Raw genomic sequence first — 13843 nt, forward strand, 5'->3', positions numbered from 1 at the left:
ATCTTCATAAACCTGACATTCCATACCCAGATATCGCGCATGGTGATTCCCCTATGGAAAGCTGTGGGTGGATGCTTGCCTTTTTAACAGGATATAACAGAGGGACAAGGGAAATACCTGAGTATGGAATTGGAATCAGCGTAATACACTCTCGATCACTTTCCAGGGGCTAAGACAGTCGGTGCATCCAACATTTAAGTTCACAACGGTCTTGAATTATCCAGACTTGGACGCACAAGAATTCATAGCAACGTAGGAAATTAACAATGGTCAAGGTAGCACTCCTGATTGGGGTCGGTGAGTATGGGTCTGGTTTACACCCACTCCCTGACGCAGTGAAAGATGTCGAGGCGGTGCAGCAAGTTTTGCAGCCTTTAACAATGGGCGGTTTTGACGAAGTGAAACACCTGTCAAATCCTAATCCCCCCGTGATGCGAGAGGCTCTAGAAACCTTGTTTTCAGGCCGTACTCAAGATGACGTAGTACTGCTATTTTTTTCCGGTCATATTGTTTGGGATGATAGCGGTAAGCTTTACTTGGCAACAGCCATCACTCCCAAAAGTCCTCGAGCGGAACTGATTAGAGTCAGCGCTATTCCTATCAGTTTTGTGCATGACTTGATCAGCCATAGCCCTTGTCAACACCATATCGTCATCCTAGATTGTTGTTTGAACTTGGTATCTGCCCCAGAAACGGCAACCCTTGAGGAGCAGACGCTAGAGATCAAATCTTTATTGGGTGGTAACAGACAATCCATTCTCGCCTGTTTCACTCCGATTCAGGAGATCTCGGAGCCGAGAGACTATCCCCACTCCATCTATACACGTTACTTAGTCGAGGGAATTAAAACAGGAGCCGCAGATCTCAATCATGAAGGCTCGATTTCAGTGCGTGAGTTACATGAGTACGCTACCCAAAGAACTCAAATCGCAGCTCCCCTCCTGAAACCAGAGTTTTATTCCACTGAAGGTGGAGAGAAGATGGTACTGTTCAAAGCACCCCTTGATGACCCGAATCTCAAGTACCGCAGAGCCGTAAATAGTTGGGTTAGTGAGGGAAAAATTGCTCTCACGGGTCGCTCTAGCTTGGATAAACTGGCTCAGAGTTTACGCCTTACTTCTCAAGAGTGTAGCGTTATCGAAGCTGAAGTCCTCAAACCTGATCACGAGTACCAAGAAAAGTTGCAGCAATATAAGCGGGAGTTGGCGAAAGTGATTAGCTATGACTACCCCTTGGCAACTCCAGAGCGCAAACATTTAAAGATTGTTCAACAGTGTTTAGGGCTTAGACAGCAAGATGTCGCGCCAATTGAAGAGCAAATGAGTTCGAGGCTAGCCCGTCTCCACGAAGCTGAAGATGAGGTGGATAAGTTAACTCCCGCCCATAGCGACAGCCAGCCCACGCTGGCATCTTCCGGACAGAAGACGGTGCTGCAACACTCCACTCGTCTTGTTGCTGTAGAACCCACTCCCGCAATGCCTGAAGCTGAAGATGAGGCGGAGCCATTAACTCCAGCCCATAGCGACACTCAGCCCACGCTGGCATCTTCCGGACAGAAGACGGTGCTGCAACACTCCACTCGTCTTGTTGCTGTAGAACCCACTCCCGTAATGCCTGAAGCTGAAGATGAGGTGGATAAGTTAACTCCAGCCCATAGCGACAGCCAGCCCACGCTGGCATCTTCCGGACAGAAGACGGTGCTGCAACACTCCACTCGTCTTGTTGCTGTAGAACCCACTCCCGTAATGCCTGAAGCTGAAGATGAGGCGGAGCCGTTAACTCCCGCCCATAGCGACACTCAGCCCACGCTGGCATCTTCCGGACAGAAGACGGTGCTGCAACACTCCACTCGTCTTGTTGCTGTAGAACCCACTCCCCCAACGCCTGCCGGAAATTTATCATCAAATTCAGCAGAGTCAGCCACTAACTCTCCCTCTGCCTCTCCTTTTCCTAATAAATTCCTGCTTCCCCTGGCAATTGCAGGGGTTTTAATTACCGTCGCTTTAGCCATTGGTATCTCCAGCCGCAATCCAGTAACATCTCCTGCTAATCAGGTAGATAGAGCCTCTTCATCGGCTGGCTCTTCCTCTGATTCAGCTCCAACCGGGAAAAATTCTCAGCCAAACACGAATCCGACGCCTTCTCCATCGCCAAAAAGCCAAGATTGCATGATATTTGTGAATGGCAATCTCCGCTCTCATCCGGTTTCACTTGAGAGTGAGGTGATTGAATCCTTCAAGGGAGCCCTGCCCGTAACGGACAAGCGAACTGATCAGGGCTGGATACAAGTGAAACTTTCCAGTGGCAAATTAGCTTGGGCGCACCCAGATGTTATATCCAGCGCCAGCGAGAGAGAAATGGAGGCTTGCCTTGCTACAAAGAGGAATAGGAATTAATCTTCTTTTTGGTTATTAGAGTAACCCGCTTCAACCTTAGACTCAAACTTGCGTCGCACCCTTTCCAGACGCTCAGTAATCGTATCGATTCTTTGCTTAATGGTCATCGGATCAATGCTCAACCAAATCGTTGGGTTACCTTTATTTGCTTTGCGTCTACTATTCACATCAAAATTTTCAAGTCAACATCTTGGTTCAATTCTTACTGACACCGAGCTCTACAAGTTCTTTCTTAGGATAGATGAGTAAGTATCCTTTATAAACTCTTAACATTGAACGGGTTGACTGATATGACTAAAGATATATGTCTTTAGGTAGTGGTCGGCCAAACTTTGGCGAGCGCTCATGACCTCTGGGACTCGATGGAGCGGCCGACTATATACAAAGGGGTAAAAAGTATTAGCAGATACCAAAAATTTATACATTAATCTAATCCCTTAGGGAGAACTTTGCATAGATAAAAATTTGTCACAATCTTGGGGACAATCAATGGAATTCAGGTCGTCAGTATGCAAAAAGAACCTACAACTCAACTCTCGACTGAGGGTAGGGATAATTACCGCGACACTGAACAGCTCATTGCTGAGATGAATGAGCTAATCGCTAGAATCAAGCACCTGAGAATTTGTATAGCTTTGTATTTAGTCTCAAATGTTGAAGAAAACCGGAAGTTTCCCTAAAGGGAAACTTCCGGTAAAATCAATATTTAGGGCGAAAATCTTTAGCTGCTAGGGGTACAACCAGGAAGCGACTCCGGAGGAATCTGTGACCCAGAATTGGCAAGCCCTTGTACTTGAGTTCGATAAGTTACCAACTGGTCGCGGGCTTCTGGAGAAGGCGCGATCGCAATCATTTGATCAATGACTTTAAGAGCTTGAGGCCAGTTTTGACCACAAACAGCTTGTTTCAAATCTCCATTGAGTTCATCAATGGTGGGTTTCGGGGGTGCGGGTTTTCCGGAACCGGTGGAACGATTAACGAGTTGGAACGAATCTAAAAATCCTTGAATACTTTTGGTTAAACTGCTTTCCTTATCTGTAATGGCTAGGGCGACATACAAACGTTTGTTGTCCAAAAACATTCTGCCTCTACCAATAACCCCTTGCTCAAATTGCAGTCGAATTTCCTTACCGGGTAAATTCCGTAAACGAATATTTCGTTGACTCACGAGCCGTCCTCCAGCACCCTGGGCAAATCCAGTGGCGACCGCCGTTAGGTACTGGTTTTGATTTCGAGAATTTAAAGAGAGATTTTTCGGGAAATCTAAATAACCGACGACATAACCCGCTTCTTGATCTCGAATAACAGTAAATGTATTGGTCGGGAAAGCACCTATTTGAGTTTTAGTCGTTCTCCGCTCTTGAGTGGGTGTCCCAGGCATCAAGACTCTAAATCCGCCTTCTGTTGAAGAGAATGGCTTCCAGATTGATTGAGCGATTAAAAGACTTGGCTTAGCTTGAACACTTTGAATAGATGCATACCCAGTTAATAAAAAAGCTAATAAAGAACCTGAAATAAGAATCTTTTTATTCATCAATCTTCACTCCCTGAATAAAATAATAATCAAGCCCAGAAAAAATCTCCCTAGACTCTAACATCGGTGTATACACAAGCCTTGGCGCAGACTCCAGAGATTTTCTGTCATTCCTTAAAAATTGTTCAGAATAAGCCTTCTAATTTCTCCTAGGACGGTAAAATAGACATTTGGTATTTCTCTTAGCCAGCCGCCCACTCCTGGAGAAAACGATAAGGAGTGGCTCTTGCAGTGGCTATATTGCCTTTCGCGTTCGCTTGTAGAAAGGGGATTTCTCGCCTTTTCAGCATCCACCTCAGCTTAAAACCCATTATGACTGATTCGATTCGCTTTCTCATGTGCTCCCCCCAACACTACGACGTGGATTATGTGATTAATCCATGGATGGAGGGCAATATACACAAGTCTTCGCGCGATCGCGCTGTTGAACAGTGGCAAAAGCTTCATTATGCCCTGAAAGACCGTGCACTCGTCGATCTGGTTGAACCTCAACCCGGTTGGCCGGATATGGTATTTACAGCCAATGCCGGTTTAGTTTTGGGTAAGACGGTAGTCCTCAGCCGCTTCCTCCACAAAGAGCGTCAGGGTGAGGAACCTTACTTTAAACAGTGGTTTGAAAGCCAAGGTTACACTGTCCATGAACTCCCGAAAGACCTCCCCTTTGAAGGGGCGGGGGATGCGTTACTCGACCGAGAAGGGCGCTGGCTATGGGCGGGTTATGGCTTCCGTTCCGAACTCGACTCCCACCCTTACCTAGCCAAATGGCTCGACATCGAAGTGGTATCGCTACGGTTAGCCGATGAACGGTTCTATCACCTCGATACCTGCTTCTGTCCCCTCACGGGTGGGTATTTACTCTACTACCCCCCCGCCTTCGACGCCTACTCCAACCGCTTGATTGAAATGCGGGTGGCACCTGAAAAACGGATTGCCTTGGAGGAGCCAGATGCGGTGAACTTCGCCTGCAATGCGGTGAATATCGACCAAGTGGTGGTGATGAATAAAGCCAGTGAGGACTTGAAAAAGCGTCTCACCGCCCTTGGATTTGAAGTCGTTGAAACACCCCTCACCGAATTTTTGAAAGCAGGTGGTGCAGCGAAGTGCCTGACGCTGCGAGTTACTGAACCGGTTCGCACCGAAGTCCATGCCAATACAGCCGTGGAAAGCCGCGTCGTGCGGATGGAGGGACATTTACTCGATTCTGGCCTGATCAGCAGGGCGCTGGATTTGATTGTAGAAAATGGGGGCAGTTTCCAAGTTCTCAACTTCAATCTGGGAGAACAGCGGCAAAGTACCTCCAGTGCAGAGGTCAGGGTATCGGCTCCTTCCCATGATTTGATGGAAGAGATGATGACCCTGCTGATCGATTTGGGTGCAGTGACTCCGCCCCAAGAGGTGTGTGATACGAATCTGGAACCTGTGATCCAAGATGGTGTGGCTCCGGATGATTTTTATGTCACGACGATCTATCCGACAGAAGTGCGGGTTAATGGGAAGTGGATTAAGGTACACAATCAGCGCATGGATGGCGCGATCGCCGTTACCCATACCTCCGACGGCTCAGTGGCTCACTGCAAACTGTTGCGGGATTTAAAAGTGGGTGAACATGTGATTGTCGGGGTGGAAGGGATTCGCACAGTACGCAAGACGGAATCTCGCGAACAGCGCAACACCCAGGAATTTAGCTTTATGGCGTCCGGTGTTTCCAGCGAACGTCGGGTGGAATTGGTGGTTGAGCAAATTGCTTGGGAATTGCGTCAACTGCGCGATCGGGGTGGTAAGGTCGTTGTAACAGCCGGGCCGGTGGTGATTCATACGGGTGGAAGTCAGCACCTAGCGCGTCTGATTCGGGAAGGTTATGTGCAGGCGCTTTTGGGAGGAAATGCGATCGCAGTTCACGACATTGAGCAATCCCTGATGGGAACCTCTCTCGGCGTGGATATGAAACGCGGAGTTCCGGTTCGAGGTGGACATCGGCACCATCTGAAAGTGATTAACCTAATCCGTCGCTGTGGCAATATTGCCGCCGCCGTAGAACAGGGGATATTGACAAAAGGCGTGATGTATGAATGTATAAACAACAATGTGCCCTTCGCTCTCGCCGGTTCGATCCGCGATGATGGCCCCCTGCCGGATACCGAGATGGATTTAATTAAAGCTCAAACCGAGTATGCCAAGCAGTTGGAAGGGGCAGACATGATTTTGATGCTCTCCAGTATGCTGCACTCGATTGGTGTGGGAAATATGACGCCTGCGGGCGTGAAGATGGTGTGTGTGGATATCAACCCATCGGTGGTCACAAAATTGAGCGATCGCGGTTCTGTGGAATCCGTCGGCGTCGTCACAGATGTCGGCTTATTCCTCAGTCTGTTGGTACAGCAACTCGATAAATTGACGAGTCCTTATCAGGCCATGGTCTAGAGGTTGGTGAAACTAAAGCCTGCTTTATGATAGTGGGCTTTATTTTGATTCTCGTGACCTGTGAATTTGTAGCGTGATCGTAAGCGTAACGCATCCATATAGATGGAATAACATGCATCGGGTGGGTTAGGCGCAGCCGTAACCCACCCGACTAACAACTAGAAATATTCAAGAAGTGATCGAGATTATTTTTCTAACTCATTGCCTGGAATAATGGTCGTCAGGAAGAGGTAGTCTTTATTCATTTGGTAACGCTTGTCCTGCTTGATTAGCTTCATGAATTCCCGATGACCGTCGCGAGTGCGTCCCACCAGACAGCCAGCGCTAGCAAAGCTAATGTTGTTGCGGGGTAAGTCAAACCCCCAGTGCTGATTAACATCGAAGAAGCCCGTATCGAGCTTATCGCCTGTGCGTTTTAGGTCTTTGTTAAAATCCCTATGTACCGTGATTGGGGCGGCTTGAACTAAAGCTTCGTGGGGGTCTGCACCGCCGCCGTAATGAGTACCTACTTTCCAAGATTTATATTGTCCAAATGCAATCCGGGCAGCACCTTTGCCTTTGTTAATCGGATTGTAAGTATAATACAAACCCGGTTCAGTTGTGGCTTCCCAGTTGCCGACTATTTTCGGTTTTCCATTGACAATTTCGATCACGAACCGACGGTCGTTAAAGTAGTTAGGCTGATCGGAATTAGGGGTGCCATCGGCGTCCATTCCCTCCACATAAATGATGTTGTACTCTCCAGCTCCGGTGGAAAATGGGTAGCCCTTTTTCTGCATGTACTTAATGATGCGGCTAGGTAAGTCATTGTCGAGTTTAAGAGCGGGCTTCGGCAGGTCTTCGGGTTTGGTTGAAACCAATGCTTTAGCCGTCTTGGGTCCTAAGAAGTGGTCTTCTTCGCACTTCATGATTTTCTGAAACTCTTTGAGTGCAGCAGCAGAAATGGGACCAAACTTGCCATCCGATGGAGGATTGAGGAGTTTCAGCCAAATTAAAACATCTTGAATATGTTTCGCTAATTCTAGATCTGCTGAGATCGCGTCTATACTGTATTCAAGCTTTTTGTTAGAGAATTCGTAAAGGTTCATGAGTCTTGGATTCAGGAAGAATAAGGTTAATAGAAGTAATTTCCTTTTGGCAAAATTCCTGATATTATTTTAGGGTTTTTGGCAACATTGATTAAAAACGGTAAAACTACTCTTGACAGCAGGGATAACAGTTTTTCAATATTTTTTGCCCCCATCAGGATCTCTAGAAAATTTCTTTCTTAAGATAGAGGACAATTGTAAAAAAAGACTCGATTTCTACACAAAAGTTCTTTATCTCTGTTGCTCAACCTGTGGAAACTTTTGTACCCAAGTCGAATAAGGGACGCGCCAAAATCTCCCTTCCCGACTCTGCTGCTCCTCTTCCGTCAAGCCGCAAGCGGCTACCGAGAGGCGATTTTTTCTCCATTTCCTGAAATCGCTAAGGCTTGATAAACCATCGCAGCCATCTCAGCACGAGTCGCCGGTTTATTGGGTATCAATATTTTATCTTTAGGGTAGCCAGCAACCAGACCCGCTTCTTTTGCCGCTGCTACTTTAGCCAGGGCATAATTCAGAACTTGGTCGCTATCTTGAAAAGCTTGTAACGATTTGACGGGTACTGATGGGGTTTTAAGCTTCAAGGCTGTAGCAAGAGCCACCAAAACTTCCGCACGAGTAATCGGTTGATCCGGGCGGAAATCTTGGGCTGGATATCCTTTTAAAAGACCCGTTTGGGAAACTTCTTTAATCGCATCCTCAGCCCAGTAATCAGCTGGTAAGTCCTTAAACTTTATTGCAGTTTGTCTATTTTCCTTATTCAATACTTTTTGTAGCAGGGTAGCGAATTCTCCCCGTGTCGCAAACTTATTCGGTCGAAAACTGCCATCCGGCAAGCCTGCAATCATCTGACGCTGATTGAGCGATTTAATAAAACGACTCGCCCAAGAGCTATCGGGGACATCAGAAAATTCCACAACAGATGTTGGGCTAGGAGCAGCGGGTTTTGGTTTTGAGCGATTAGTATCTAGATCCGACGCTGTCGATTCAGGCTTAGGTCCCTGTTGGCTTAAACGGCTACGGCTTAGAGCCGATGAGGTCTCAGGAGCATCAGTGCTTAGAGGTTCCCTCAATGGCAGGGGAGACGATTCAGGAGCAGTAGTGGTTGGTTTTGATATCGCTACTCCCTCTGGCGCAGACTTGGGTTGTGGTGAAGGTGGTGAAACTCCTAATTTTTTCAGGCTGAGTAGGTCATTTTGTTTATTCGCTGCCCAAGCATATAACAAGCCATTGATCGCCGTAAAAGCCACAAAAACTGTAATGCAATTATCCAACTTTAGAGGAGGTGGATCAGGAGGAGAAAGCTTAGACATAGAGTGTTAACATACTATTTCTCTCCAGATTAACCGCTTCTATCTCCCAACGTCTGTAACTCATTTTCTAGAGAAAAACCATTCAGTTATACCATCGGCGATCGCACGGGCTAATTTAGGTTGTTCCTTGGGATTTGTAACCCATTCAAATTCTACTGGACTGCTCATAAATCCCAATTCCAGTAGTACGGATGGAGTTGTTGCCGGACGAGTGAGTGCTAAGTTGTCCCAAAACACTCCATAAGAAGGACGCTCCAGTTTTTTCACGAGATAGTTGTGCAAAAATACGGCAAGGCTGTGAGCTTGGGTGTTGTACCAAAAGGTGCCGATTCCCTGAGTCTTCTCAGCATCACCGTTATCGGGTAGGGAATTGTAATGAACGGAAATTGCGATCGCAGGTTTGAGTTTGTCAATCATTGCCACCCGATCTTGGAGTGAAACATCCTTATCCTCTTCCCGCGTCATATACACCGTCGCCCCTCGTGCCACAAGCTCTTGTTGTAATAATTTAGAAACGGCGAGGTTAACGGCTTTTTCTGGATAGCGGGTTGGCCCAAGTGCACCGCTTTCAGCACCACCATGTCCCGGATCGAGGAGAATTTTGACTCCAGTTAAGGGCTTTCGACCGGAAGAGACTTTGGGCGGGTGACGCAGAGATAATACTAGGGTTGTTCCTTCGTATCTCAGGCTGTAACCCCATTGTTGGGAAGATTTGAGGTTAAAGGTATATTGCACCTGTCCGGGTGCCGTTTGTTGCCAGTCGAGGCGAGAAATTAGGGGGTCATCATTAAGGCGAATGATATCGGTTTGGGCTGTCGTGTTGTATAAATTGAGGGTCAAGGTGCTACTGCCTTGCTGAACGCTCATGGGGACTGGCGCTTGTAAGGGGAAGTAGATTTCTGTTGCACCCTCAAGTTGACGAGAACGGATACTGCGAATGAGCGATCGCACAGGGACAGCACCCGGAACAACACGCACTTCTGAGGCTTTAATCCAAGCGCCATAATCGAGTCTTACCCACTCTCCTTCTCGTCCGCTAACGGTTGCCCTCGTCCCTTTAGGCAGGGGTGTCAGGCGAGAATGGTCGGTACTTGGGCCAGTTCGGGCAACGCCTGCATCAGCGATGACTTCTGCGACTTCTAGCTTGGCTGGAGATAGTATGGAAATTTTTCCTGCACCGGTTTGGGATATGGTTTGACCGTTGAGGGTTAACTGGAATTGGGGTGTACCCAACTCAGCAGGTGCTTCGGCTGTGGCACAACCCTGATATTTTCCTACCCCCCCACCTGCGGGAGTGGGTTGATTGGCTTGCGTTAATGCGGCTGAATTGGGGGGAAGTTCAACCTCTGGGGATTGAGCCAGTAAAGGAATAGTTTGATTGGCTAGCTTAACGGAGACGGTGGAGTTGGCGGGTGCGACTGCGCCAAAACAAACCAACTCTCCTGGCATTGTGGAAATATCCACGGCAGGTGTGAGGGAATCTTTGGCAAACTCTAAACCGGTGGGTAGAGTGGCTTGTGTCGATGTCCGGGTAACGTTGATTTGGACTTGCTGGTTTTTATGGCGCAATGTAAATTGGTTCTCCCCCAGTTGTAAGGGGAAACTGGGAGCAAAATGCCCTGCCGAACTCCGTGCGATCGCTTTACCATTCACTAGCACCTCTCCTGATGGGGGTGCTGTGCCAATAAAAAAGATGCGATCGGCTGTTGTTTTATGGTTGGGTGGGGGATAGACAACAGAAAGGGGTTGTTCTGCCCAAACGGGAGACGCAATCACTGTTCCTAGCAGAGCCAATCCCAAAACGTATCTCATGCTCAATTCCAGTTATTTTCTACTACTCAGCTTGAGTTTATCGGTTGTTGAGTTAAAAATTATATCGATATTTTGGGATATTTTATCATTGAGCCGATAGGGTACGCTGGTGTGGTCTATCAATACTCTTCTCAATCGTCCAAGAGTTGTGTTGGCAAACCATCAATACTTTTCAGATTTTTTGCTTCCCAATATTCTTTAATCCCCTGTTCTCCTTTTTTAGTTGCCCAGTCGATAATCTTCTGGCGTTCTTCTTGAAATTCATAAATTGGCACGCCGTAACCACAAGACGTTTGTACCAATTCAACGTTAATCATAATAATTTGACGCTTTCCAGGTAAAGAATCAAATAGGGGTGAGACGGTTTGCCATTCCTGATCTCTGGGATGAATTACCCTACCTTGACCATAAAGGCGTAAAATCATGGGCTGCTCTGAAAAGCTACAAAACATAATCGTGATGCGACCATTTTCAATTAAGTGAGCAGCCGTTTCATTACCACTACCAGTCAAGTCCAGATAAGCGACTGTCTGATGATCAATGCAGCGGAAGGTATCGATTCCTTTGGGGGATAAGTTAATGCGACCTTGCTCAGGGGCGGTTGCGGTGAAAAATATTTTTTGCTCTTTAATAAAATCTTGTAAGGAAGCAGGAATTGCGGTGTAAAATTTAGCCATCATTCAACCTTTTAAAAGCATTTTTTGTCTAAAAAAGAGGCAAGTTTTTAGCGTTAAAATAGAGATTTATCAGAACTTAGTTGTTAGGTGAACATAAACTTAAACTGGGTGGAGTACGGTGATGAGTACATCAGGAAAAATAGAGTCTCTAAGCTGTAGATTTTATGCTAGGAAACGGCAGCACTGTCGTAGCAGAATCTAGTTTATGGGCAAGAGTTAGCCAGCAAGGGATTAAATTCCCCAATCCAGGCCAGAAAGGCTAAGATGGTAAGTTTGTTCCATTCATGGGACTTTACGCATTCCCGTGGCTGCCAACAACTTTTGAAGAGTGTGGCACAATTGACGGGGGTATTCTCTACAAGTCTGTGTTCTTAAAAATTTTATGACTAAGTTTGTCTTTGTCACCGGCGGTGTCGTCTCTAGCATCGGCAAGGGAATTGTCGCGGCTAGCTTAGGGCGTCTGCTAAAATCTCGTGACTATTCTGTCTCGATTCTCAAGTTAGACCCATATATTAACGTCGATCCGGGCACAATGAGTCCTTTTCAACACGGAGAGGTGTTTGTGACGGCTGATGGGGCTGAGACGGATTTGGACTTGGGGCACTATGAACGGTTTACGGATACCTTGATGTCGCGCCTCAACAGCGTCACCACAGGCTCGATTTATCAGGCGGTGATTAATAAAGAGCGTCGGGGGGATTATAAAGGGGGTACCGTGCAAGTCATTCCCCATATTACTAATGAAATTAAAGAGCGCATCCACCGAGTTGCCAAAAATACGAATCCGGATGTGGTAATTACGGAAATTGGCGGGACGGTGGGTGATATTGAGTCGCTGCCGTTTTTAGAGGCGATTCGTCAGTTCCGTAAGGATGTGGGGCGGAATAATGTGCTGTATATGCATGTGACTTTGTTGCCCTGGATTCCGGCAGCCGGTGAGATGAAAACCAAGCCGACTCAGCACTCGGTGAAGGAATTGCGTTCTATAGGCATTCAACCGGATATGTTGGTTTGCCGATGCGATCGCCCTTTACAGCCTGGGTTAAAAGAGAAACTCTCGGAATTTTGTGATGTCCCTGTAGCGTCAGTGATTACGTCTCAGGATGCCAGCAGTATCTACGAAGTGCCGCTTAACTTAGAGCGAGAAGGATTAGCCCATCAAGCGCTGGAACTGTTGCAAATGCAACAGCGCGAACCCGACTTAAGCCAATGGCAGACGATCATTGAGCGCTTGTATTGCCCCACCCACGAGATTGAAATTGCTCTAGTCGGGAAGTATATCCGGCTCAATGATGCCTATCTCTCTGTCGTGGAAGCGCTGCGTCATGCCGCGATCGCCATGGGAAGTGAGCTCAACGTGCGCTGGGTGAACTCGGAAGATATTGAAGCTTATGGTGCAGAACACTTCCTCGCGGGTGTGAACGGCATTCTGGTGCCAGGGGGTTTTGGCTGTCGCGGTGTTGAGGGCAAGATTGCCGCGATTCGATACGCCCGTGAAAATAAGATTCCTTTCTTAGGCTTATGTCTGGGAATGCAGTGTGCTGTAATCGAATGGGCACAGAACGTTGCCAAACTAGAGGATGCCAATAGTGCCGAGTTTGCCCCTCACGCTCCCAATCCAGTGATTAATCTGTTGCCGGAACAACAGGATGTTGTAGATTTGGGAGGCACCATGCGGTTAGGATTGTATCCTTGCCGCCTGACTCCCCATACTCTGGCGTTGATGTTGTACAAAGAAGAGGTCATTTACGAACGCCATCGGCACCGTTATGAATTTAATAATGCTTACCGCAACCTGTTTTTGGATACAGGCTATGCGATTAGTGGAACATCTCCAGATGGTCGTCTGGTAGAAATGATTGAACTCCCTGAACATCCTTTCTTTATTGCCACTCAATTTCACCCAGAGTTTAGTTCTCGTCCGAGTGCACCTCATCCGTTGTTTCAAGGGTTTGTCCAAGCTTCTGGACGCGCCGCCCATGGCGAAGCACCAATCGCAGCGCCCAGCGTTACCTCAAGTGAGCCATCTCCCGCCGAGGTATCCTCACCCCTGTCTACTGTGACACCGAGTTGAGCCAAAACGTGTGTAGTGCCAGAACTCGCCATTTGAGAGAGGAGGTTGTGTGGCGTACTGGATCAAAGTGACTTACGATCGGAATGAATACGTTGTCGATCTTGATCGTCTCAGTGCATTTGCCTGCGCTCCCAATGGCAAGATAACCTTCTGGTTGCCCAATAGTGCTGTGCCCATTATCATCAACCAGCAGAGTAATCCAGAGGGTTATCAACAAGTTCTGGACTACATTCAACAGGTATCCGCTCATTCCCTGTCAAGTTCGTGGATTCATTTGAGTTACGAGCGAAATGACTATGTAATCGACCTCAATCGTATTAGTAGTTTTTGTTACACTCCTGCCAACCGGATTACGTTTTGGTTACCCGACAGTTCGATTCCCATCGTGATTAATGAGCAAAAAGACCCGGATGCTTATCAAAAGCTGATAGACTTTATTGCTCGCAAGACGGGGCATATGCTGCCTTAGGGGAGTGGAGGGGGGAGGGGGAGACTGGGGAAGACTGGGAGACTCGAAAAGTGGGAGACTAG

General features: G+C 47.4%; 10 protein-coding genes. 4 read left to right on the forward strand and 6 right to left on the reverse strand.

From position 1 onward, the window contains the following. Positions 1-266: 266 nt before the first annotated feature. Entirely contained in the window at positions 267-2396 is a 2130-nt protein-coding gene (locus tag NDI48_01815) for a caspase family protein (GenBank protein MEP0829937.1), read from the forward strand. On the opposite strand, the gene NDI48_01820 is transcribed toward NDI48_01815, so the two are convergent. Together NDI48_01820 and NDI48_01825 are read right to left on the reverse strand one after the other, a co-directional pair. Continuing rightward, on the reverse strand, positions 2393-2563 hold the full coding sequence (locus NDI48_01820) for a hypothetical protein (protein MEP0829938.1): 171 nt from the start codon (positions 2561-2563) through the stop codon (positions 2393-2395). The genes NDI48_01815 and NDI48_01820 overlap by 4 nt on opposite strands. A gap of 554 nt (positions 2564-3117) precedes the next feature. Next, positions 3118-3930, reverse strand: coding sequence for a hypothetical protein (locus tag NDI48_01825; GenBank protein ID MEP0829939.1), 813 nt, complete (start codon positions 3928-3930; stop codon positions 3118-3120). Positions 3931-4242: 312 nt separating this feature from the next. Between NDI48_01825 and NDI48_01830 the strand changes: the two genes are divergently transcribed. Continuing rightward, positions 4243-6351 (forward strand): TIGR00300 family protein, encoded by a 2109-nt coding sequence (locus tag NDI48_01830; GenBank protein MEP0829940.1) that lies wholly within the window; start codon positions 4243-4245, stop codon positions 6349-6351. A gap of 185 nt (positions 6352-6536) precedes the next feature. On the opposite strand, the gene NDI48_01835 is transcribed toward NDI48_01830, so the two are convergent. The 4 genes from NDI48_01835 to NDI48_01850 all read right to left on the reverse strand — a co-directional run bounded on the left by NDI48_01835 (position 6537) and on the right by NDI48_01850 (position 11241). Continuing rightward, entirely contained in the window at positions 6537-7439 is a 903-nt protein-coding gene (locus tag NDI48_01835; GenBank protein ID MEP0829941.1) for a peptidoglycan-binding protein, read from the reverse strand. Between the two features lie 341 nt (positions 7440-7780). Continuing rightward, positions 7781-8749 carry an S-layer homology domain-containing protein gene (locus NDI48_01840; GenBank protein ID MEP0829942.1) on the reverse strand — a complete coding sequence of 323 codons (969 nt, stop codon included), beginning with the start codon at positions 8747-8749 and terminating at the stop codon, positions 7781-7783. A gap of 60 nt (positions 8750-8809) precedes the next feature. Beyond that, positions 8810-10561, reverse strand: coding sequence for an N-acetylmuramoyl-L-alanine amidase (locus tag NDI48_01845; protein ID MEP0829943.1), 1752 nt, complete (start codon positions 10559-10561; stop codon positions 8810-8812). Positions 10562-10692: 131 nt separating this feature from the next. Continuing rightward, positions 10693-11241 (reverse strand): pyridoxamine 5'-phosphate oxidase family protein, encoded by a 549-nt coding sequence (locus tag NDI48_01850; protein ID MEP0829944.1) that lies wholly within the window; start codon positions 11239-11241, stop codon positions 10693-10695. A 379-nt stretch (positions 11242-11620) separates the two neighbouring features. Between NDI48_01850 and NDI48_01855 the strand changes: the two genes are divergently transcribed. After that, a complete protein-coding gene (locus tag NDI48_01855) occupies positions 11621-13312 on the forward strand; it encodes a CTP synthase (GenBank protein ID MEP0829945.1) in 1692 nt (563 codons plus the stop codon). A 49-nt stretch (positions 13313-13361) separates the two neighbouring features. Further along, positions 13362-13781: a hypothetical protein gene (locus NDI48_01860; protein MEP0829946.1), complete on the forward strand. Its 420-nt coding sequence runs from the start codon at positions 13362-13364 to the stop codon at positions 13779-13781. Positions 13782-13843: the final 62 nt, after the last annotated feature.

The sequence above is a fragment of the Microcoleus sp. AS-A8 genome (genome assembly GCA_039962225.1).
Taxonomy (GTDB): Bacteria; Cyanobacteriota; Cyanobacteriia; order Cyanobacteriales; family Coleofasciculaceae; genus Allocoleopsis.

What these genes read in the sequence shown, in the direction of transcription:
- NDI48_01825 (MEP0829939.1), bottom strand. Translation starts at nt 3,930, where the DNA reads ATGAATAAAAAGATTCTTATTTCAGGTTCTTTATTAGCTTTTTTATTA.
- NDI48_01830 (MEP0829940.1), top strand. Translation starts at nt 4,243, where the DNA reads ATGACTGATTCGATTCGCTTTCTCATGTGCTCCCCCCAACACTACGAC.
- NDI48_01845 (MEP0829943.1), bottom strand. Translation starts at nt 10,561, where the DNA reads ATGAGATACGTTTTGGGATTGGCTCTGCTAGGAACAGTGATTGCGTCT.
- NDI48_01855 (MEP0829945.1), top strand. Translation starts at nt 11,621, where the DNA reads ATGACTAAGTTTGTCTTTGTCACCGGCGGTGTCGTCTCTAGCATCGGC.
- NDI48_01835 (MEP0829941.1), bottom strand. Translation starts at nt 7,439, where the DNA reads ATGAACCTTTACGAATTCTCTAACAAAAAGCTTGAATACAGTATAGAC.
- NDI48_01840 (MEP0829942.1), bottom strand. Translation starts at nt 8,749, where the DNA reads ATGTCTAAGCTTTCTCCTCCTGATCCACCTCCTCTAAAGTTGGATAAT.
- NDI48_01815 (MEP0829937.1), top strand. Translation starts at nt 267, where the DNA reads ATGGTCAAGGTAGCACTCCTGATTGGGGTCGGTGAGTATGGGTCTGGT.
- NDI48_01850 (MEP0829944.1), bottom strand. Translation starts at nt 11,241, where the DNA reads ATGATGGCTAAATTTTACACCGCAATTCCTGCTTCCTTACAAGATTTT.